We start from the raw sequence: 22507 nt of genomic DNA, 5'->3' as shown, positions 1-22507 counted from the left end.
AGGGATGACAAGGCACGGTCTGCAGATGGCAGGTCGTGTTTTTATTTAGACGAGATGTTTATTAGGTACACATATAGCGTAAATTTCTTAGGGTTTATGCATTTTATTTTACATATGAAAAAAATAGAAATTAATGCTTTACGTTGACGCCACGTCAACGTTTACAATACATTTATCACGTGATAACGACAGAATGGATTGGTGACGTCACTATGAAAATACAAGATGTGTCGCGAATGTTAGGAATGAGCACGCGCTCGATTCGATATTACGAAGAACGTAGATTGCTGGCGCCTATTCAGAAGGAAGATAACGGATATCGTACATTTAGAGTCGAAGATATAGAACGGTTAAGGTTAATCAGCTGGATGCGGGAGTTAGGGCTTTCCATAGAAGAGATCCGCAATTGTTTAGATAAAGCCTTGGCAGGCGATATGGCAGCGATACGAGTACATATGATGCGGCGACGCAAATCATTTGTAGAGGAAATTGTTCAGCTAAAGCTGCTGGTTCAGCAGATGGATCAATTGATTCACATTTCAGAAGATACGGAAGGGGCAATTTTTTTTATGACATTCGAACAAGCGGCAGAACAAGCCAAGCGCATCGATACAATGCGCAATTCATGGGAAGATCGATGGAATTTTGATAGTCAGGCTGATCATTATGATGAAAAAGTAAGTAATGTTGGGGAGGATGCTTATCACGTTCATGCAGATTATAAAAAAGCTTTGGAGCGAGCTTGCGACTACGCCAGAATCGAGCCAGGAAATAAAGGACTCGACTTGGGCATTGGAACTGGGAATTTATCAGCACGCTGTGCGGAAAATGGAGCGATAATGACTGGTATTGATCAGTCTGAGCAAATGCTCAATCGTTGTCGTGAGAAATGGCCAGCGTTCAGACTGCTGCTCGGCAATATGATGGCCCTGCCTGTTGTAAATGAGACGTTTGATTTTGTTGTATCGACTTATGCGCTTCATCATTTGACGGATGAGCAGAAACTGATCGCGCTGCAAGAGATCGACCAAGTACTTGTCCCAGGGGGCAGGGTAGCTATATCTGACCTTATGTTCGAAAATGAAGCTCATCGTGAATCTTATTATGCGATGCTTAAGCAAAGAGGACAAGAGGATGAGATTACTTGGATCGAAGATGAATATTATGCGGATCGTTCTAGGCTGCTCGCTTGGTGGAAGGCAAATGGCTATGATACAGGGGCAGAGCAAATAGGCGAGCTGGTGCACATTGTTTATGCGACAAAATTGATATGAGATAGAGACAGGACACGGCTTGCATGGGGCATGCCGTGTCTTTTGCTTGGGCAAAGTATGTTGTAGATCCTATCGTTACTCGACGACTACTGAAATTTTTACGAAGGCGCGTTACTGAGCTTTTGCTGCAAAATTTGAATAAATTGCTGTTTCTGTTCAGCACTGCTTTGTTTCCAGATGACCTCGAACAGAACACCTAGCCCAGGCAGAGCTCTCTCATCGCCATCCACTGATCCGACAATCATATCTTCGATGTCTGCATCTGATTTATCCGTTACTTTTTGAATAATAGCTTGGCGCAAGTTAATAAGTACGTTCACGGGACAACCTCCTTTTGCAATGATCCTCTATAGCTTAACCTTATTGACTGTGATCCATGTATGCGAGGGCTGTATAAAGGAAAACTATACGTCAGAGCGCTTGGGACAGGCCTTGTTACGCTGTGTTATAATAAAGGCAGCATGTAACTGAAATGAACGGGAAGGTGAACCGATGGCAGTCAAGAAGCAATATGCGATAATTGGCATGGGCCGCTTTGGATCTAGTGTTGCTAACAGCTTGAGCAAAATGGGCTTTGAAGTATTGGCGATCGATTCAAGTGAGCAGAAAATACAAGAAGTAGCGAGCATGGTTACACATGCGGTGTCGGCGGATTCTACGGAAGAAGAAGCGCTTAAGGCGCTTGGCATACGTAATTTTGACGTTGTCGTCGTTGCGATTGGTCAGGATATTCAAGCAAGTATTTTGACTACACTTATACTAAAAGATCTTGGCGTACCGATGCTTGTTGCAAAGGCGCAAAATGAGCTTCACGGCAAAGTGTTAAGCAAAATTGGTGCGGACAAGGTCATATTCCCAGAGCGGGATATGGGAACGCGTGTTGCACATAACTTAATTTCACCGAACATTATGGATTACATCGAATTGTCTGACGATCACAGTATTGTAGACATGCGTGCTTCGACAAACATGGTTGGACAGAACTTAATTGAGCTGGATATTCGTGCGCGCTTCGGCTGCAACATCATGGCGATCAAAAATAATGGGCATATTAATATTTCACCATTAGCTGATTATCGTCTTCGTGAAGGAGATGTGATGGTCATCGTCGGTCAAAATGATCATCTTAATAAATTGGAGTTGGCATTGTCGGAATTATGAGTACATCATTTATAACGATATCATCAGTAAGTAACCCACGCGTTAAGCAGTGGGCACAATTGCAAGATCGGAAATTCCGTAACCGCGAAGGGCGCTATATTGCCGAAGGCATTCATCTTGTACAAGAAGCGCTGCGCTCTGGCGCACCTGTAGAGAGCGTTGTGTTTGATCAGGAGCGAGGGCTGCCTCCGGAACTGACTTCCTACTTGAAGGAAACGGGAACAGGAGCAAGTGCTGAGCCCATTGAATGGATTGCGGTTACGGACGCGGTCATTCGCAAGTGCACAGACGCCGAAACACCTCAATCTGTGTTTGCGGTTATGCGCAAGCCTGAATTGAACTGGAGACAACTATTTGAGGCAAAACAGGCATTAGTTGTCGTTGTGGATGGTGTGCAAGATCCGGGTAATCTTGGTACCATAATTCGTTCGGCGGATGCAGTAGGTGCGACAGGCGTGCTTATTGGTCGCGGAACGGTCGATGTATATAACAGCAAAACGGTTCGTTCAACGATGGGCTCCATGTTCCATTTTCCTGTCGTGGAAGGGGATCTGTTGGAACTTCTGCCAGAAGCGAAGGAACAAGGCGTATGCGTTGTAAGCACAAGCTTGCAAGCGGAGCATTCTTGCTATTCTTTTGATTTCTGTCAGCCGACATGGTTGGTTGTCGGCAATGAAGGTAAGGGCGTTTCACCGCAGGTGCAGTCGCTGGTAGACGAGTCTGTTATTATCCCGATGCAGGGACAAGCGGAGTCGTTGAATGTTGCTATGGCGACAACTGTGCTGCTGTATGAGGCGATGCGTCAGCGGCATTATAGGTAACGTAATTGCGGGTTTGCGAATGTATTTATATTTGCGGATGGCGTCAAAGTTCTTGATTTATGAGGGCTTTGACGCTATTTTTGTTTTTTGCTAAACAATTGAAGAGTGTTATTTTTGCGACAACGAAGATAGTAATAATTATTTGTGAACCGCATGTTGACAATGAACAACTACATTTGTAGTATCTATATATAACTATAGCTGTAGTGTTGTTTTTTTAATTTGATGTTGGAGGTTTCATGGATGACACAACAAATACCACTCATTACGGATGCGGAGCTGGAAGTGATGCGTGTACTTTGGGCTAAGCCGAATTGCCCTTCCAGTGAGGTCGTGAATCAAATGGCTGATCTCATGGGTTGGAGTCCAAATACGACTAGAACGCTGTTAAGCCGATTGGTACAAAAGGAAGCGGCGGGCACAAAGCCAGAAGAGGGATCGAAACGCAGCTATTTATTTTACCCACTTATTAGTGAGCAAGAGTATTTGCGCTCTGAAACGAAATCATTTATGAAAAAGCTGTATGGTGGATCATTGAAACCGATGTTAGCCAATTTCCTACAAGATAAAAAGTTAAATGCAAAGGAAATTGAGGATCTGAAGGCTTTATTTGATGAGACTGGCAGTGATGATCAACAAGGAAAGAGAGAGAACTAATGAGTCCATCCTTGCATGCAAGCTTAATGGAGATTTTTGATTGGGTTATTCGTGGATCAATAATGGCTGGCATTCTGGTCGTACTTGTACTTACCCTGCAATTTCTGTTGAAAAATAAGCTTGGAGCGAGATGGACTTATTTGCTCTGGCTGCCTGTGGTGATTCGTTTGCTGCTCCCATGGGCGCCAGAGTCTTCGCTTAGCTTGTACAATATGCTGCCTGCCAATGCTATAGCACCTGAGTTGCAGCAAAGTATTGCTCCAACTGCTGCGGATGAAAGGTGGCAGGGAGCCGCGGGGACAAGAGAGACAGCGTATGATAACAGAAGCTCTTTCCGTTCGGAAGATAACAATCTTATTGTGAGTGGAGCGTCTATGTTGAGTTCTCACGATCCATATGAATTGGAAAGTAGTCGTGATAACGGTTCTTGGTTGAGTTGGAACTTGAGCGTTATAGATACGTTCATGCTGGTTTGGCTTGCAGGTGTATTGGTCCTTACGCTAAAGACGATTTATGATCAGCTTCGTTTGAAGCGAGCGCTGCGAGCGGGTCGTGAGGTTACTTCGTCACGCTTATTAGCGATGTTTGAGGAGACGAAGCAAATATTTGGTGTGAAAAGGGATGTGCGCTTTATAGCGTCGGGCCATCTGCCTGAACCAGCTGCAGTCGGTTTTTTTAAACCTGCAGTAGCTATATCGCCCACGCTGCTTATCTCTTTGAAACAGGAGCAGCTTCAATATATTTTGGGGCATGAGCTTGCTCATATTAAGCGCTGGGATGTGGCGGTGAATTGGATACTGCACATCGTCCTCATTCTACATTGGTTCAATCCATTGCTATGGTTGGCTTTGCATAGAGCACGACAGGATCAGGAGATGGCTTGTGATGCTTGTGTGCTGGATCGGCTTGGTTCCATGCCAAACCATGTCTATGGGCAGACGATAATTCAAGTGCTGGAGTATTTTTCAGGAACTAAACATCGACCGGGATTAGCCGCCCTATCAGCGACACATAAGCAAATGAAAAAGAGACTGCTGATGATCAAACATTTTCGAAAAAAATCATATCAGTTGTCGGTATTCGGCATTGCTACGATTGTTGCCCTTAGCAGTGTGACGCTCGTAGATGCGAAGAGCAAGGTGACGTTGGTAGAAGAGACGAGCAGCAATGCTTTGTTGGTACCTCAAGCCCAAGCGATGGACGTACATGTGGAGCAGCCTCAGCCAATATCGATTGTAGATAATAAAGTAGTTATGTCTAATATCCATTTGGATGACAAGAAGTTTATCGATAACGAGATTAAGCGGGTAGAAGCATTGGTTAAGGAGTCTGGTGATGGCTACGCTATCTACTTTAAAGACAAGCAAGCGAACAACGGGCATCGTTTTAACTTTTATGGAGATATGGTTGGGAAAACATTTTCGACCTATGAGGATTACATAAATAAAGTTGCTACTTTGGAGAGTTCTACTATACAGCAGCCTGCAAATTTGCCAGAAGGTTTTGAGTTTACTAGAGGGGAGATTAGGATCCCGCTAAAGTTCTATGATGACCTGAGAGCTGAAGGTAAGAAGAGTGGGAAACCTGTATTCACCAAGAAGTTTGAATGGAAAGAGACGGCAATCCAGCTTGCATATACGAATGGAAAGGACGAGCTGATTCTCAATCAATATACAGCTGGTGCAGAATACCTGAAGCTAAAAGGATTTGAGTACGAACAACCTTATGATAAGCGAACAAGAAAAGAACCAGATTCGAATATTCCAAAGTACGTATTTTGGTATGGTACCGGCAAATACTATTACAGCATTTCAACAACATCGGATATGACAAGGGAACAGATGATTGAAATCCTGAAAGCTTCTGTGAAAAAGTAAAATAAGCTCGATATAGTGCGTTCGTGTAAAAGCTCATGCAGTCCAAAATAGGACTAAATGGGCTTTTTTTGTTCCTTGACCAGACACGCTGGGCTTAGAGGGAGAACGAGTTTTGTTATTAGGAAGCAAGAAAAATTAAATTTATTTCCCATAAAATAGGTTGACAACAATCAACTACAGTTGTAGTATATCAATATTAACTACAGATGTAGTTAATAAGCGTGTGAAATGAACACATGAGAGGGGCAAGTAAAAGTGAATATGGGAACAAAAGTAGCAATTGCGACATTGAGTAGTATTTTACTGTTTGGTTCTGTGACGAGTACGACGACAGAAGCGATATTTTTCACATCCACTCAACAATCAATTGCTAAAAAAGCAGCAGAAAAGGCACCGACGGCAGAGGAAAAGAAGCATATAAAGAGTGAGATGAAGAGAGTTCAAGCTCTTGTTAAAGATCCAAGTGATGTTTATATTATGGTGTTTAATAAGTTTAGACAGTTAAATAGTGGAGTTCCCTTTCGTCCTTTCAGCGATTATAAAGGGAATCGATTTACTACATACGAAGATTACGCTAAAAGAATTACCAAGTTCAAAAATCCCGTCTTGCAGCAGCCTTCCAATCTGCCAGAAGGATATAAATTTGTCAGCGCGCGAATTGAAATACCATTCGAGGGAAAGTTCTTCGATGATTTGCTGGAAGAGGCTAAAAAGAGTGGGGAAATCGTGTACACCAAAAAGATGGATTGGACAGAAGTCGGGAGAGTCCATTTAACCTATACGAACGGGAAAGACGAGTTGACTATTAATCAGTATACGGCGAGTGGGAACTATCTCAAGTTGAAAGGTTTCGTTTATGAACATCCCTATGATAAGAAAAGAAAAAAAGGTCCAGATCCGAATACGCCAAAATACGTGTTCTGGTATGGTACCGGTAAATACTATTACAGTATTTCAACGAAAGCTGATATGAAGAAGGAACAGATGATCGAGATCCTTAAAGCAGCAGTAAAGAAATAATTGCATAGGTGTGGAGAGTTCGTATATAAATAGAAGCCCATGCAGTCTGAAATTGGATTGCATGGGCTCAAAAATAGGAGCAAAACGGCTAAGTTTTTGGAATTGTAATTTCAAAGGATGTCCCTTTGCGAGTGTATATGTTCTTCAACCCTACAGGTTTCTCGTAGTTGTGCTGTGATAATTGATACATCCACGTCATCAGAAAATCCGATCGACCCGCCAAAATACCATCCGAACAGTCCAATACAAACGGCTGTACTGCCTCCAAAAATCCATTCTACGAGCAAGACTTCTGTATTTTCAGTAGCGATCATACCTAACAGAGTAATAAATAATGAAATTCACAAGATTTTGCTTCAAATTTTAAGGATTATGAAAGCTTGTCGTGAAATTTTATATAGTTTATTGAAAAATTCAGGGTTGATATTATTTTTTGAGCTGATATAATTGAGTAGAAATTGACATTGATAATCATTATCATTAATTTTGTCAATTCAATCATTTTGTTTGTTTACTTAGTTTATATATAAGGGGAGAGGTATAAGTAATGAAGAAGTTTAAATTTACTATCTTTATGGCAATTTTAGTTGTGATGTTGGCAGCTTGCTCGAACTCAAGTAATGAAACTAAACCTGAAACGAATGGGACAGCAAAAGAGGCTGCTAAACCTGCAACCGTTCAAATCACTGATGCTCATGGAACGGTTGATGTTCCTGTAAACCCTAAAACTGTAGTTGCTTTGGATAATAGAACGTTTGAAACGTTAGCTGATTGGAATATTGAGTTAGCGGCTGTTCCAAAGCCTGTAATGCCTGCGGATTCACCATATGTGACTAACGAAAAAGTTAAAGATGTTGGAAATCACCGTGAACCAAACCTTGAAGTTATTGCAGCTGCAAACCCTGACCTTGTCATTGTTGGTCAAAGATTTGCTGGCCATTATGAAGATATTAAAAAATTAGTACCAGAGGCAGCTGTCATTGATCTGAATGTAGATATTTCTAAGGACGCTGAGAAGCCTGGAGAAAACTTGGTAAATGGACTTAAAAATTCTACAATTACGCTCGGAAAAATCTTTGATAAAAATGAAGAGGCTAACAAATTAGTAGCTGATTTTGATAAAGCTATCGCAGATGCTAAGGCTGCCTATAATGGAAAAGATAAAGTGATGAGTGTTATCGTTTCTGGTGGAGATATTGGTTATTCAGCTCCTCGTTCTGGACGTGTTTGGGGACCAATGTATGAGATTTTTGGATGGACTCCGGCATTAGAAGTTAAAGCTAGTTCTACCGATCATCAAGGTGATGAAATTTCTGTTGAAGCCATTGCACAAAGTAATCCTGATTGGATTTTCGTACTAGATCGCGATGCTGCAGTATCTGGTGAAACGAATAAAGTTCCTGCTCAGGATGTTATTGACAAATCACCGGCACTTCAAAAAACAACGGCTGTTTCTAAAGGAAATATCGTTTATGCACCAGCTGACACTTACACAAATGAATCCATCCAAACGTATTTGGAGTTATTTCAAAACTTTGCGAACACATTAGGTAAGTAGTGTAAAGGAGCATAACATAGTGCCGAACAATATTGGAACTGGGGTTGAGATTAATTCTCAACCCCAGTTTTATAACCACAATAAAATATGGACAAAACCTTTTATACTAGCTATTTTTGTTGTTATTATTTTAGGGGTTATCTCACTGTTTACTGGAGTTTATGATATACGTGGACAAGCAGATGGCTGGGATATGTTTTTCATAACTCGTGTTCCAAGAACAGTTGCATTAATGCTTACTGGTGCTGCCATGGCAATGGCAGGTCTCGTCATGCAACTTATTACACAGAATCGTTTAGTTGAACCTACCACAACGGGAACTACTGAGTGGGCAGGTTTAGGACTCCTTTCTGTTTATTTATTATTTCCGGCCCCAAGTTTAGTTTTAAGAATGACTGGTGCAATCCTTTTTTCTTTCATAGGAACTATGATTTTCTTTTTATTTTTAAGAAGAGTTAAGCTTCGTTCGTCTTTAATTGTCCCGATCATTGGGCTGATGCTTGGAGCAGTCATTTCTGCAGTTTCCACTTTTTTGGGACTCCTGTTTCAAAAGACGCAAAGTATTGAAAGTTGGTTTGTAGGTTCTTTTGCCTCTGTTCAAATTGGAAGATATGAATATTTGTGGCTAATCATTATCGTTACTATGCTCATTTTTATGTTTGCTAATAGATTGACTTTGGCAGGACTAGGAGAAGATGTAGCAACAAGTCTTGGCGTAAATTATGGTAGGCTTATTCTTTTTGCTACGGGTCTTATTTCTTTTGCAGTTGGCATTGTTACGGCTGTTATTGGTAACTTACCTTTCTTAGGCTTAATTGTCCCTAATATTGTTTCCATGTTCAGGGGAGACGATCTTAGAAGTAATTTGCCTTGGGTATGCGTGATAGGCATGGGGACGATAACGTTCTGTGACATCATTTCTCGAACCATTATCATGCCTTTTGAAGTGCCTGTCTCTTTAATACTTGGAACATTAGGCTCAGTCGTATTTATTGCTATTTTATTGAGACAAAGAAAAGGTAGGAGGCTATGATGAACGCATTGGCATATAGAAATAAAGAAAATGTCGAAATCAAATCTAGCCTTCATAATGCAAATAGATCAGCTAGAGCTTTTCGTTCTAAGAAAGATGAAAAACGTTATTGGATGTTGCTAATTACATTGATTGTTTTGGGCCTTCTTTCTTCCTACGGCCTGTTAGTTTATAACAATCCAGTTCCAATAGATTCACCTTCTTTTATTCCAATTGTTATGAGAAGGATAGAAGCTCTTATTGCAATGATTATTGCTGCAGTTTGTCAGAGCTTGGCGACAGTGGCATTCCAATCGATTACGAATAATCGGATTATTACTCCTTCACTGTTAGGGTTTGAATCCCTTTACTCAACTATTCAAACGAGTACCGTATTTTTCTTTGGTGCTGGTGCATTAATCAATTTTAGTGGTACTGGATCATTTCTATTTCAAGTTGTTCTTATGATTTTGATGAGCTTGATCCTTTATGGATGGTTGCTATCTGGAAAGTATGGAAACTTACAGCTTATGCTTTTGGTTGGCATTATTATTGGTACGGGGCTGAACTCCGTATCAACGTTTATGAGAAGACTTCTTGCACCGTCTGAATTTGATATTTTACAGGCAAGATTGTTTGGTTCTGTTAATAATGCAGATGCTGATTATTATCCAATTGTCATTCCAATCGTAATCGTTGCAGCTTTGTTGCTGCTTGCCTATTCTAAGAAATTAAATGTGTTGTCACTTGGTAAGGATGCGGCTACTGCTTTTGGAGTGAAACATCAGTCTAGTATCATTTATACGCTTATATTAGTTTCTGTGTTGATGTCCATTTCAACGGCTTTAATCGGACCACTTACTTTCTATGGATTTTTAGTAGCAACGTTGAGTTATCAAGCAGCGCCAACTTATGACCATAGATATACGTTTCCAATGGCTCTTGCGATAGGATTTTTGATATTAACGAGTGCGTATTTTCTGATGTATCATGTATTTAATGCTCAAGGTGTAGTTTCCGTTATTATCGAGCTGTTCGGTGGAATTTTATTCTTAACTGTAATTTTAAGGAAGAGGGCTCTATGATAAAAATTAATAATGTTAGAAAGTCTTATACGGATAATGTTAAAATAGGGCCTTTGGATATTGAAATACCAAAAGCTGGATTCACTTCTTTAATTGGACCCAATGGTGCTGGAAAGTCTACGACACTTTTGATGATTGGCAGACTTTTGGAAATGGATGAAGGTCAAATTATGGTCGCCAATATGGATGTTACTACATCTAAATCGAAAGACTTAGCCAAAATAATCACTATTTTGCGACAAGAAAATCATTTTGTAACGAGGCTTACGGTCAGACAACTCGTTGGATTTGGGCGCTTTCCTTATTCAAAGGGAAGGTTAACGAAAGAGGATGAAGCTATTATTTCGAAATATATCGATTTTTTAGAGCTGACTGATCTAGAAAATAGATATTTAGATGAGCTTTCAGGTGGTCAAAGGCAAAGGGCATATGTGGCAATGGTTTTGTGCCAAGAGACGGAATATGTACTTTTGGACGAACCGTTGAACAATCTTGATATTGCTCGTTCGGTTCAAATGATGGAGCATTTGAGACATGCTGCTAATGAGTTTGGAAGAACAATTCTAACTGTTATGCATGATATCAATTTTGCAGCCAAATATTCAGATCGAATTTGTGCGATGAAAAATGGACAAATTGCTGCTTTTGGAACAGTGGAAGAGATTATGAAACCAGACATATTGACAGATATTTTTGAAACGAAAATAGAAATTCTTGATGGTCCATATGGTCCGATAGCGATTTATTAGCTTTATAAGTATACTGAAAGATACGTCTCTTGCTAAAGAGCCCTAAAGGTGTTTGAAGGTTTCAATGTTCAAACGTCTTTAGGGCTCTTTATATATTATATAAACGTAAATAGAACTACTAACAACTATTACAACTTACACAAAGTTACTTTCCGTATAAACTCCTCACACAGTTCAGAAGCATCACGCTTAATCGGCTCAACTGCTAAACGATTATGCCCTGCACAAACAGCCGATTTATATTGCGAGTCTAGCTGATATTGTTTCACATACCAAGGAATAGGATCAGTATCGGAATGAAAAGTGAATTGTCCGTCGGCACGCTTAAATGAAAACGAATTGAGAGGAATGGATAGTCCTTTTCCTACGGCCTTAATATAACTCTCCTTTAGTGTCCATAAGTCAAAGAAATAGTCCTGACGTTCGTTCTCAGGCAAGGCGAGCAGATCGAACACTTCTTCCTTAGAAAAAAATCGTTCTGCTATAGCAAGGTCAATGGGCTGAATATGCTCTACATCAATACCAACCTCTGTTTCATCTATGGCGCATACAACCCAATCCCCTGAATGAGAAACATTGTAAGCGAAAGTTGGAGCGTCCTGCAAAAATGGTTTGCCATATGTGTTGGTGCCAAAATGCAGTTGATCATGGGATCGTCCGGTTCTGGACATCGCATAAAGACGAACGGTTACTTCGCCAATAAGAGCTCTAAGCTGATCAGGTTTTCGCATGTAGCGGGATATTTTTTGCTGCTTGTCTGCAGGCAGAAGCTGTAGTGACTGTTCGAACCATTTGTCATCCATATTAGAAAAAGAGGTTACTGCGATAATTTCTTGCATCGATTTGATCCCCCAGTAACATGTGGTTATATGCGTATTTATCCATTATATATCATGTCATGGTACAGGGAGGTAGAAAAAGAATATCGGATGTGCATAAAAAAAGACATGCGAGGCATGATAGGGAGGATGCCATTTCCAATCTATGATTGAAAAGGAGAATGCCCTATGACACATACAAATACGTATCAAATCGAACAGCTTGCGCAGCAATTAATTCAGCAAACGAATGCTGCAACGCAAAAATATCAACAATTGTTGCAGCAGGAGCAGCAGAACGCTGCGCGATTGCAGGAACTTGCGAAGATTGAGCAGCATGCGGCTAATGTCATCCAAACTGCACTTCAAGGACATCAAACCGCGATACAGCAGTTGCAGCAAATTATTCATCTTGCGCATCAAGCGCATGCAGCGTCCAGTGGTTATCCTTCGACAGGGTTGGTTGCACATGTACAGCCTCAAGTAAACTATATTCATCATTCTGTTCCGAATGTGAATTCCACTTCCTATACCTCTGATTATAGAGGGTATTAAGTCAGTAATGATGTGAGACGATATCTCGTACTTATAGAGACAGCACGCCTGAATAGAGTCTGGATCGCTAGTGATGCAGACGAAGTCAGTGGGGCTGTCTTCTTTTTTGTTTTATTTTTGCATACATTGGAACATTACAGTTGCCCAAGCTTGCTGGAAAAGGGGGAACGACATGGGCTGGGGAAGACGATCGTGGTTACAGCGTATATTGGAGAGTTTGTCGATGAAACGGCATCGTCGCTGGGGACGAACTGCACTGTTTACGAAGCCGAGAGTGAATAGCCAATGGAATGAGAAGAGATGGAAAGGAACGAGGCGTTGGTCATCAAGATCTTCGTCGTTAAGTAATGAATCAGGCCGTGATGCAGTTGTCTCTGACTATTCATCTTCATCTGCAAGGTCAATGCGTTATGCAGGAACTGGTTGGAAAAGCGCGCCTCCTAAACCGAAACGCAGGAGAAGAGTTTGGTTTATTGCGTTCATTATTTTTATGCTGCTAAGTGTGCAGTTGTTTCTCTATGTGGATAAGCATGTTCGAGGGCCGGTTATGCATCTGGCGAAAATTCGCATTAAGCAAATGGCAACACAAGCGATAAACAAAGCGATTAGTGACCAAGTAGCGCAAGGGAGGAAGCTGGATAAGCTTATTGAATGGAAGACGGATAATCGAGGAAAAGTGACTAGTTTCATTTTAAATTATAACGAACATATGCGCATTACTTCGGAGACGGCTAATATTGTTCAAACTGCACTGCGTTCCACAGAAGAATTTCATGATCATATTCCGCTCGGTCAAGCATTAGGCAGTGCGTTGATTGCTTCATTTGGTCCACGCATCCCTGTAAAGATGGAGCCGCAAGGCGCTGTGAAGGTTGAATTGGATACAAGGCCGATGGAAGTGGGCATTAATATGGTGCTTGTTGAAGTGTATATAAAAGTCGTGGAAGAGGTAGCGATTGTGATTCCATTCGATATGGAGCCTGAGGTTGTAGAAACAGAAATCCCTATTTCCTATATGCTCGTTGTGGGCGATGTGCCGATGTATTACTATGATGGCAAAGGAAAGCCAGTCGGTACCAATTCAGATCAAGCTCCAGCATTGTCATTACCTGCTCAACCGCCAACTGCTCCAGAACAAAGCAGAGGGATCACGGTATCACCGGGTGTGACACTGCCATCTAGCGGTTCTACTCAGGGGAGTGGGAACGATTCGTCCACGGGTACGAGTGAGGGTGTCTCCACGGGTGAAGGCCATTAATTACATGAATGAGTACATGAATACGTACATTAAGGTTATTGGAATGACAGACACCAGTCGGGATTGTGTGAGGATTATACATTTTGAAAAGGTACGGGCATGATCGTTTCATAGTTTGAAAATGGTCAATGGTATTTAGATGAGCTAGTATAATCGGTAAAAAGGTTTGTTGATGTTTGTATTGCATGCTACTCATCTATAGAAATTCATGCGAAAATACATCTTTTCATACTCACTTTATCGATATGAGCTGAAAGCCTGCGATTATGCAGTTATATTTCATCCATTTACTCGAAGCAGTACATAATTCAGAAAAAAAGATGCACATTTGCAGGAATTGGCCTCAAATCAATCTTTCTGGCAATATAAAGATGCACTTTTACAGTTATTTGATTAGGATAGCCCTAATCTTGAGCAAGAGCTGATTTTTAAGAGCTGTCATCATAGCAATCCCTGTCTTTCCCCCTTACCCTAAGGCGTGTGAAAGTGCAGAAAAAGACAAAGGTCGAGCTTGAAGTTCTAAACGAACTTTCAGTTCGACCTTTTTCAGGGGTAGGAGAGAAGAGAGATTACTATAGGCGACATGCTTAAGGCGGTAACAGTTTCAAAATTACGAATCGAAAGTGCGATTTGGAACCACGTTGTTGGCTTTGACTTTTCTAAGTCAACTTCATGCTCCTTCATTGTCTTAGTTCCTTGAACTATGATGATTTTTTATTTTTACGAAGCTTGCGGTGGTCCGTAGACTCCCATTGTTTCAATGAAGGATACGGATCAAAGGCGTACTCGATCAAACCGCGGTCGCGATAAATGCCAAAATGAAGATGGGGAGGAAACTTGCCCTGTGTTCCTGGCTTGCCATAGCCTGAGCTGCCTACCCAGCCGATGACTTGGCCCGGAGAGACGATGTCTCCCTCTTTCAAATCCTTTTGAAACCCAGACAAGTGTGCATAGTAGTGATATAGGTTGTCCGTATCTCTAATGCCAATGCGCCACCCGCCGTAGCGGTTCCAGCCTTTAATTTCTACAACTCCATAACAAGTGCTGCGAACAGGAACACCATGTCTTGCAAAAATATCGGTTCCTTCATGAATACGGTAACCACCATAATGACGGCCCATGCCAAATGTGCTGCGATAGGAGTATATCGATTGTATGGGCAATGGGAAAGCACGATCTTTCAAATTCAGTTGATCAAAGCGCTCGTAAATTTTAGCGAATTGTCTAATTCGCTGGACGGCTCTTGAATTTTGATAATAATTCCACAAGCCATTAGCAAAGTCTTCTTCCTGCACACCATAAGAGCCTATAAAGGTGGCGACGCTGTAAAGTAAATCAAAATCATTATTTCGCTCGGCACGATTGTCCCCCGAACCGTCACGCCCAATACCGTTGAATAAACGTATTGACTTCGGATTGTTGTCGCTCATATCGGGATTGAGCATGCCTGCCCATTGGGGAGGCTCAACTACAATGCTAACGACGGGAGCGGAACGTTCACGCTTCTTAGGATTCGCAATTGTTATCGTCCGTTCGTACTGATCGATAGCTGCTAAACGATACCAAGGAATACCTGTAACGGCGCTCATTTTATCGTATAGGATGCGGCGATCAGCATCATTATTTTCAGGTTTCTTACTCTTACCATCTGTTGAAGAAGCGGGTTTATTATAGGCCGCTGTAGAACTTATGAATGACCCGCAACCTATGGCGGCAATCAGTACGAATACCAATAGGACAAAGGGACGTGGCAATGGGAATACCTCCTAACCATAGCTGCATGTAACCAGAATGTTCACTATATGTAGCATGTGCCACAATCCATTTCTTATGCTGTCAAATTGACTTAAATCTTAAATGATTTCCGTGCAGCAAAGGTATGGATTTTTAACCATTCATGTTATAATACTGAATTAGGTCAAGGACAAGCGAACCGAGAAAGAAGGTAGTAGAACTTCATGAAGAAAAAAGCGCAAGCTAAACCCGATTGGATACGCATCAAACTGACCACAGGTGAAAATTATTCCGAAATTAAGGATATGATGCGCAGTAAGACGCTGCATACGGTCTGTGAAGAAGCGCGCTGTCCCAACATATATGAGTGCTGGGCTAATCGTACTGCAACTTTCATGATTCTCGGCGATATTTGTACACGTGCATGTCGCTTCTGTGCGGTTAATACAGGGATGCCGACTGAACTGGATCTTCAAGAGCCAGAGCGTGTTGCAGAAGCAGCTGAGCAAATGCAATTGCGTCATTGTGTAATTACATCTGTTGCTCGTGATGATCTCCAAGATGGGGGTGCATCTATATTTGCAGGTTCCATTAAGTCGGTACGTGGTCGATTGCCTTTCTGTACCGTTGAGACACTAATTCCTGACTTTATGGGTAACTGGGATGCATTGAAGATTGTAATGGATGCCAAACCAGATATTTTGAATCACAATGTAGAGACAGTAGAACGTCTATCGGATCGTGTGCGTGCGAAGGCAAAATACGCTCGTTCCTTAGAACTTCTTCGTCGTGCGAAAGAAATGCAGCCTAATATTCCGACTAAATCAAGTATTATGCTTGGAGTCGGTGAGGAATGGCATGAAATTCTTCAAACGATGGATGATTTGCGTGCGGTTAACTGTGACATCTTGACGATTGGTCAATATTTGCAGCCAACACCTAAGCATTTGTTTGTAGAGAAATACTACACACCAGAACAATTTGCAGAGCTCAAAGAAGAAGGATTAAAGCGCGGCTTCAGTCATGTTGAGTCCGGACCGCTTGTACGCAGCTCCTATCATGCGCATGAGCAAGTTAAGTCAGCGCAGGAGAACGTAGCGGCTAAGGCATAACATCGTTCAGAACATCTATGCATGGTAGGACGCGCTTCGCCGTTATGCTGCGGGCGGGATAGTACTGCAGCACGGAGAAGGAGGAATAGAACGTGATTCATATCGGCGGGAGAACGTATGAGCTTGTTCATGAATACAGAAATGCGTGGAACCCAGATTTTTTCCGCGAACGATACAGCGAAGTTCTAGAGCGATATGACTATATACTTGGTGATTGGGGCTACAATCAGCTTCGGTTGAAGGGATTTTTTAAAGAAGGTCATCCGAAGGCATCGAAAGAGACCGCAATTGCAAGTATGATGGATTATGTAAACGAGTATTGCAATTTCGGTTGTGCTTATTTTGTCCTCGAACGAGTGGCTAATAAGGATGGACGTACAAATGTAGATTGGACAGAACTTCCTACAGACGCGGAGCAGGAAGGTGCTGCTGCTTTGGAGGAAGTGAAGCTTGATGGTGAGGGAGAAGCCAAACCTGAAGGTATCAGTATTCCAGTTCGTTCTTCTATGAAGGAAGAGGGCGCGAATGAAACGGTTGCAGCAGGAATGATGCCTAACCGCTCTAAGCGACATGCTCGTCCTGAACGCCATGAGCGTGGGCGTAATCGTTATAACCGCTCAACTCGTGAAGATAAGCCTCAACAAGGTCAAGGTAGACAGGATCAAAAGGAACGTGCGGAGAAAGCTGATCACCTTGAACGGCATGAGCGTACAGAGCGGAATGAGCGATCTGAACGTCCTGAGCGCAGCAAGCCGAACCGCAATCGTGCCAAAGCTCGTTCGAAATCTCAAGTTAATCCAGGTACAGCAGATTCGAACAAGCCTAATAAACCGCATGCGCATAAAGAGGGTGGCCCACGCCGCAATGGAAATGCTCATCGAGCTACTCCAGATCCACGTCCATCGAATACAAGTCCATCAACGACAACATAATTCAGTTATCACATAGAAAGGGCTGTCCCTTGAGTAGTTAGTACTACTTGAGGGACAGCCCTTTCATGATTGCTGTAATGTCTATTCGTATGGGTTGGATTACTCGTAGCCAAGAAATGCTTCACGTACGCGATTCCAAAATGGGAATGGCCGGTAGCGAACAAAGGTCACGGTTTGATCCGATACTTGACAGCGAATAGACGATAAATTTTCTACAGTCGAATTGAGATGATCGATCGTTAAGAGCAACCGCTGTTCCTTGCGTGAAAAAATATCAAAGTGATGATGCTTAGGTAAGACGAGCGAAGAGCCTAACGTTCGGAACACTCTGTTGTTTATAGAAGCAATTTCTGCTAGCTGAATAGAAGCGATGGACGGGTGCACCATGGCGCCGCCCAAACTTTTATTGTACGCCGTACTCCCTGATGGAGTGGAGACGCAAATGCCATCTCCTCTAAACATTTCGAACAATTGGTCGTTGATGTCGATCTGGGCCACAAGAGTGCCGTCGATACCTTTTAACGTGAATTCATTAAGTGCCGTATGTCTAGTTGTTTCTTGGTGATGTGTAGTCACAATCAGATCAATTAATGGATATTTGACGATTCGAGGCTGTAAAGTTTCAGCTTGATTATGATTGCCCATCAGTTGGACGAGCAGCTCTATTTCATCAGCCTTCCAATCCGCATAGAAGCCAAGATGCCCTGTATGAATACCGACGAAGGCAGTACTGTTAAGTTGATCAATATAACGGTGGAAAGCTTGCAGCATTGTGCCATCCCCGCCAATGGAAACTACGATGTCAGGTGACTCGTCATGATGAATGAGTTGCTGTTCGGCTGCCAAATAATGAAATCGTTCTGTTAACTCGAGTGATAACTCATCTCCGCGATTCAAGATTGCGTATTTCAAAGCGATGGCTCCTTTGTATGGTGTACATGTTTTTGAACAATTGTTTCCTCTATAGTAAAGAGGTTTCCAGTCATTTAGTCATCTTCATCTTAATATGTCTTTCATAGGAAAACAATCGCCAACTTTTATCGCAATAAGCGAATAATGCGAACGATGTAGGATGCCAGTAGTAGAACTAAGTAAATACCTAGTGTTAGGTATCCTCCCCATTGCAGGGAATAGACAACCCATGACCAGTTAGTATGCCCTTCTGAAAGGATGGATGGCAGTAAAAATGAAGACCATGCTGCTGAATAAGGGGCAAGCCATGGAAATAACAAGTAAGCAGACAATCCAGCGAGTATGCCATGGATAAATCGTGCGATAAGAAATGGAGTATAACGCAAATCCGATTCATTTAGCAGACTTGCCACTTGTGCGTGTACAGATAGTCCCGCCCACGATACGATCCAAGCTGCTGCTGTAACTTGCATGCGCAAGTCAGAGCCTTCCGCGCTTCCAGCTGCTTTGGAGCCAAGTGTAACTTCAAATATACCGCCAGATAGGGCAGGTGCGAGAGATTCAGGCAAGTGTATCCATGATAAGAGCATACGAAGCATATGATCCCACATTTTCATCATGCCAGCAGAAGTGAGCAGTTCCATTAGGACAGAGAAAAAAACAACAAGCCCTCCCACAACCATCATTAATTTTAAAGAAGATTGGATAGCTTGTGATAGTAATGTCCCTAATGGCCGTCCATCCTGCAAACGAGCAGTATGCATCGCTCGAAAAGCGGTTATCCATATGGATGGTGAACGTGCTGCTGAATGGTTAGCTGCAGTAGTTACCTGATCAGTGGTTGAGGTAGTGGGCGTACGATAAGCATGGAACCGCATCATGATGCCAAGAAGCAGGCCCGCACCGTAATGTGCAATGGCAAGTGGCAAGGCAAGGGCAGGACTTCCAAAAAAACCTACAGCGACAGCTCCTATTAAAAAGATAGGATCTGATGTGGTCGTGAATGAGACGAGCCGTTCTCCCTCCTCCCGTGTAAGAAGTCCCTCAGATCGGAGTCTGGTTGTCAGCTTGGCACCTACAGGATAACCGGAAGCATATCCCATCGCTACGACGAAACCACCTACCCCTGGAACCCGAAACAAAGGCCGCATGATTGGATCCAACAGTGCGCCAATTCCATGAACAATGCCGAAGCCCAGCAGTGCTTCCGATATAATGAAAAATGGCAGTAGAGAAGGGAACAGCACGTCCCACCAAATACCTACTCCTCGTAAGGCTGCTTGCAGAATAGATGCCGGATATTGCAGCATAAGGGCGAATATTGCGCTTAATAGTATAAAGCGGACAATACTCCCTATCTTATTGTACCAAGGCATAACATGCTCTCCCTCCGCGCACCGTAACGATGTGTGGGACAAGAGGTCCCAATGGATCATATGAAGAATATTGGACAAACATGACATGGGAATAGGGCTTTGTAATCAAATTGTAAAGAAACCGCTTGCATTTTTTAATATAAAAACGGCTATCCTTATGATACAATTTCATTAAATAATTGATGAAGCGCTAAAGTAACCAATCTAATTGGGTTGAAATAGGGGGGCGTCGAATGAGTATTATAGCTGGTATCCTTGTTTGTGCTTTCGTCTACGTCATTCGAGAGTCGTTGATTAGTCCTGCTGAAGAAGAGTGGAAATACTATTGATAACCATGACGCTGAACACACCGTTCAGCGTTTTTTTGTGATATAATGAGCCCGAAACTTTATGGTCACTTTATAGAAAGATAGGTGAGAAAGTGCGGTATCAAGGTAGTATATATGAAGCATTAGGAGGAGAACCGGTACTTCGCCAAGTAGTCGAGGCGTTCTATCCTAAAGTACAAGCACATCCATTAATTGGGCCATTGTTCCCTGACAATATTGATCCTGTAATAGAGAAACAGCTCTTGTTTTTAACTCAATTTTTTGGTGGTCCTGCAATCTATTCAGAACTATACGGACATCCAATGATGCGAGCTCGGCACCTCCCTTTTCCGATTACGCCGAAGCATGCGGATGCGTGGTTAAGCTGCATGGAAGCCGCTCTACAAGAAGTGAATGTTGATGCAGAACTTTCGCAGTTTATTATTGAGCGTTTGCGTGGTCCAGCGTATCACTTTGTGAATCAACCTTAGTCAGTCAACATATAAGAGGGGGCATATTGTAAATGAATTCCTCGGTTGAAGTTGAGCCTTTATATCAAATTGATGTTCGGTGTCCTCAATGCGACATACCCTATCGAACATCAAGAGTTCGCTCCCGATTTAAGCATGCCAAGCAAGTGGACAGTGACTTCTGTCAACACTATTCAAATGAACGCTACAATCCTGACTATTATGTGGTGTATGTATGTCCGCATTGTGGGTGTGCAACAACAGAGAACAGTAAAAAGAAATGGACGGACAAGCAGAAAGCGCAGTTTCAAGAACGGATCGGCAAGCAGTGGACAGCACGGGATTATGGGGGAGAGCGGAGCTGGGAAGTGGCTTTGCAAACGTACCAATTGGCAGTACTGACCGCGCAAACGATTCAAGAGAGCGACAGAGTGCTGGCGGGGTTGCTTCATCATACAGCATGGCTGCATCGGTATCGGAATAATACCGAACAAGAATTGCGGTATTTGAAGTTTGCTCTACAAGCATACGTAGCTGTTTTTGAAAATGAAGCTGCCGAGTTAAATGATGCAAAGCTTATTTATATGATAGGTGAGTTATATCGTCGGCTTGGTCAATATCAAGATGCTGCTAAATGCTTTGCAAGACTCATTCATGATAAAAAAATTATGGATGCAGCGATGATTCGTGCGGCACGTGAGCAATGGGCGGTTATGCGTGAAGAGATGCAAGCACAGAAATTAGAAACACCAGATGACATGTTCCAAGAGAAACGGATCGTACTGTAAAGATGGATTGGTAAACATGGGGTTATCGTAAAATGTTCACATAAATATTTTTGGAAGACAAAACAAGCCATCCCGTTATGCGCCGCAGCGTGTACAGGATGGCTTGTGTGTTTATGTTTATCAACAAGCAAATTTAAACTTCTTTTTTGGCTTGAATAAGTGCAGATTGCCCACGGAAGCTCATGATTTGCTGTTTGCTCGTTTGAATTCGGAAGTAATGATGTGTCTCATATGGTGCTTCCAACATCAGTTGAGTAAGCTCTTGCCGAACTTGATCAGATTGCCCCATACGTTTAAACCATTCGTCAAAGGCAAATGTCTTAGGGAATGTGTACATGCTTTCGATGGTAAAGCCGCTGGATTCCAAAAAGTGCATCCATTCACCTTTCTTAAAAGCGCGGTTATGGCTAGGATCCCTCTTCTTCTCAACGGTATTGTAAAATTGGTCAAGGAGGTCTGATTCAGGAGCTACATTATCGATAATCAACAATCGACCGTTTCGTTTAAGAACACGATATGATTCTTGAATAAAGGAATGGACGTCAGGGAAATGGTGAGCGGCAATCCGACAGGTAACAATATCAAAGCTATGGTCTGCAAACGGAAGCTTCTCAGCATCGCCTTCTACAAACTGAATATGCTGATGTCCATTCCCTGTTATAAAAGATTCCGCACTCGCAAGAATTTCAGGTGTCATATCATAAGCAACAATGTGCTTGGCGTAAGGTGCTAATGCATTGGCCACATGTCCTCCACCTGTAGCAATGTCGAGCACAGATGAATGATTCTCGCTTAATGCTAGCATGACGAGCAGATCTAAGTCTTTTCCTTTTGCATGAGTTTGGCTTGAAACATACTTCGATGCGTGTTGACCGAACTGCTGTAGAACTTGCTTTTTGATATCCATGGATTTGCCCCCTCATCCGCAATGTTCCATTCTGTGAAACTAAGTTTCATAATAATCACATTTGGATTATAACTAAAATGTTCCAATCGTGTAAAGGGAAATTTTATTTGTACAGCCATAGTT

Annotated in this window: 22 protein-coding genes; 16 read left to right on the top strand and 6 right to left on the bottom strand. The window is 42.3% G+C overall.

The window, feature by feature from the left end:
• Positions 1-212 precede the first annotated feature (212 nt).
• Positions 213-1274 (top strand): MerR family transcriptional regulator, encoded by a 1062-nt coding sequence (locus IFO66_RS12740; RefSeq protein WP_192025504.1) that lies wholly within the window; start codon positions 213-215, stop codon positions 1272-1274.
• Between the two features lie 98 nt (positions 1275-1372).
• Here the strand turns inward: IFO66_RS12740 and sspI are convergent, their stop codons facing one another.
• Entirely contained in the window at positions 1373-1594 is a 222-nt protein-coding gene (sspI, locus tag IFO66_RS12735) for a small acid-soluble spore protein SspI (RefSeq protein ID WP_192025503.1), read from the bottom strand.
• A 172-nt stretch (positions 1595-1766) separates the two neighbouring features.
• On the opposite strand from sspI, the gene IFO66_RS12730 reads away from it, so the two are divergent.
• The 9 genes from IFO66_RS12730 to IFO66_RS12690 all read left to right on the top strand — a co-directional run bounded on the left by IFO66_RS12730 (position 1767) and on the right by IFO66_RS12690 (position 11214).
• Positions 1767-2435, top strand: coding sequence for a potassium channel family protein (locus IFO66_RS12730; RefSeq protein WP_028593997.1), 669 nt, complete (start codon positions 1767-1769; stop codon positions 2433-2435).
• A complete protein-coding gene (locus tag IFO66_RS12725; RefSeq protein WP_225445729.1) occupies positions 2432-3256 on the top strand; it encodes a TrmH family RNA methyltransferase in 825 nt (274 codons plus the stop codon). The genes IFO66_RS12730 and IFO66_RS12725 overlap by 4 nt, the downstream gene beginning before the upstream one ends.
• Before the next feature lie 243 nt (positions 3257-3499).
• Complete coding sequence (locus IFO66_RS12720; RefSeq protein ID WP_192025502.1) at positions 3500-3913, top strand: BlaI/MecI/CopY family transcriptional regulator; 414 nt, start codon at positions 3500-3502, stop codon at positions 3911-3913.
• Entirely contained in the window at positions 3913-5790 is a 1878-nt protein-coding gene (locus IFO66_RS12715) for a M56 family metallopeptidase (protein WP_192025501.1), read from the top strand. Before IFO66_RS12720 ends, IFO66_RS12715 begins: the two co-directional genes overlap by 1 nt.
• Before the next feature lie 261 nt (positions 5791-6051).
• Positions 6052-6810 (top strand): hypothetical protein, encoded by a 759-nt coding sequence (locus tag IFO66_RS12710; protein WP_225445739.1) that lies wholly within the window; start codon positions 6052-6054, stop codon positions 6808-6810.
• Between the two features lie 547 nt (positions 6811-7357).
• Positions 7358-8368 carry a siderophore ABC transporter substrate-binding protein gene (locus IFO66_RS12705; RefSeq protein ID WP_192025499.1) on the top strand — a complete coding sequence of 337 codons (1011 nt, stop codon included), beginning with the start codon at positions 7358-7360 and terminating at the stop codon, positions 8366-8368.
• Between the two features lie 19 nt (positions 8369-8387).
• Positions 8388-9401 carry an iron chelate uptake ABC transporter family permease subunit gene (locus tag IFO66_RS12700; protein WP_192025498.1) on the top strand — a complete coding sequence of 338 codons (1014 nt, stop codon included), beginning with the start codon at positions 8388-8390 and terminating at the stop codon, positions 9399-9401.
• The gene (locus IFO66_RS12695) at positions 9401-10465 is read left to right on the top strand and encodes an iron chelate uptake ABC transporter family permease subunit (RefSeq protein WP_192025540.1); all 1065 of its coding nucleotides are present in this window, start codon (positions 9401-9403) and stop codon (positions 10463-10465) included. Before IFO66_RS12700 ends, IFO66_RS12695 begins: the two co-directional genes overlap by 1 nt.
• Positions 10462-11214 carry an iron ABC transporter ATP-binding protein gene (locus IFO66_RS12690; protein WP_192025497.1) on the top strand — a complete coding sequence of 251 codons (753 nt, stop codon included), beginning with the start codon at positions 10462-10464 and terminating at the stop codon, positions 11212-11214. Before IFO66_RS12695 ends, IFO66_RS12690 begins: the two co-directional genes overlap by 4 nt.
• Positions 11215-11342: 128 nt before the next feature.
• On the opposite strand, the gene IFO66_RS12685 is transcribed toward IFO66_RS12690, so the two are convergent.
• On the bottom strand, positions 11343-12053 hold the full coding sequence (locus IFO66_RS12685) for a 4'-phosphopantetheinyl transferase family protein (protein WP_273015371.1): 711 nt from the start codon (positions 12051-12053) through the stop codon (positions 11343-11345).
• Positions 12054-12221: 168 nt separating this feature from the next.
• Here IFO66_RS12685 and IFO66_RS12680 point away from each other — a divergent pair, with 168 nt between their 5' ends.
• Entirely contained in the window at positions 12222-12587 is a 366-nt protein-coding gene (locus IFO66_RS12680) for an AMP-dependent synthetase and ligase (RefSeq protein WP_192025496.1), read from the top strand.
• Between the two features lie 172 nt (positions 12588-12759).
• Positions 12760-13845, top strand: a complete 1086-nt coding sequence (gene yunB, locus IFO66_RS12675) for a sporulation protein YunB (RefSeq protein WP_225445728.1) — start codon at positions 12760-12762, stop codon at positions 13843-13845.
• 701 nt (positions 13846-14546) lie between these two features.
• On the opposite strand, the gene IFO66_RS12670 is transcribed toward yunB, so the two are convergent.
• Complete coding sequence (locus IFO66_RS12670) at positions 14547-15599, bottom strand: M23 family metallopeptidase (protein WP_225445727.1); 1053 nt, start codon at positions 15597-15599, stop codon at positions 14547-14549.
• 204 nt (positions 15600-15803) lie between these two features.
• Between IFO66_RS12670 and lipA the strand changes: the two genes are divergently transcribed.
• Together lipA and IFO66_RS12660 are read left to right on the top strand one after the other, a co-directional pair.
• Entirely contained in the window at positions 15804-16691 is an 888-nt protein-coding gene (gene lipA, locus IFO66_RS12665; RefSeq protein WP_192025495.1) for a lipoyl synthase, read from the top strand.
• A 92-nt stretch (positions 16692-16783) separates the two neighbouring features.
• Complete coding sequence (locus IFO66_RS12660) at positions 16784-17623, top strand: YutD-like domain-containing protein (RefSeq protein WP_192025494.1); 840 nt, start codon at positions 16784-16786, stop codon at positions 17621-17623.
• Between the two features lie 99 nt (positions 17624-17722).
• Here IFO66_RS12660 and IFO66_RS12655 read toward each other — a convergent pair whose 3' ends face one another.
• On the bottom strand, positions 17723-18535 hold the full coding sequence (locus IFO66_RS12655; RefSeq protein ID WP_028594016.1) for an NAD kinase: 813 nt from the start codon (positions 18533-18535) through the stop codon (positions 17723-17725).
• Between the two features lie 125 nt (positions 18536-18660).
• Positions 18661-19911, bottom strand: coding sequence for a sporulation integral membrane protein YlbJ (gene ylbJ / locus IFO66_RS12650; protein ID WP_192025493.1), 1251 nt, complete (start codon positions 19909-19911; stop codon positions 18661-18663).
• Between the two features lie 421 nt (positions 19912-20332).
• Here ylbJ and IFO66_RS12645 point away from each other — a divergent pair, with 421 nt between their 5' ends.
• Together IFO66_RS12645 and IFO66_RS12640 are read left to right on the top strand one after the other, a co-directional pair.
• On the top strand, positions 20333-20710 hold the full coding sequence (locus IFO66_RS12645; RefSeq protein WP_192025492.1) for a globin domain-containing protein: 378 nt from the start codon (positions 20333-20335) through the stop codon (positions 20708-20710).
• Positions 20711-20742: 32 nt separating this feature from the next.
• Positions 20743-21477 carry a DUF2225 domain-containing protein gene (locus tag IFO66_RS12640; RefSeq protein ID WP_192025491.1) on the top strand — a complete coding sequence of 245 codons (735 nt, stop codon included), beginning with the start codon at positions 20743-20745 and terminating at the stop codon, positions 21475-21477.
• 133 nt (positions 21478-21610) lie between these two features.
• Here IFO66_RS12640 and IFO66_RS12635 read toward each other — a convergent pair whose 3' ends face one another.
• A complete protein-coding gene (locus IFO66_RS12635; protein WP_192025490.1) occupies positions 21611-22384 on the bottom strand; it encodes a class I SAM-dependent methyltransferase in 774 nt (257 codons plus the stop codon).
• Positions 22385-22507: the final 123 nt, after the last annotated feature.

Origin of the sequence: Paenibacillus arenosi, assembly GCF_014841135.1 — a bacterium.
In the GTDB taxonomy this organism is placed as follows: Bacteria; Bacillota; Bacilli; order Paenibacillales; family Paenibacillaceae; genus Paenibacillus_B; species Paenibacillus_B arenosi.
This window is presented reverse-complemented; position numbering and strand designations above follow the sequence as displayed.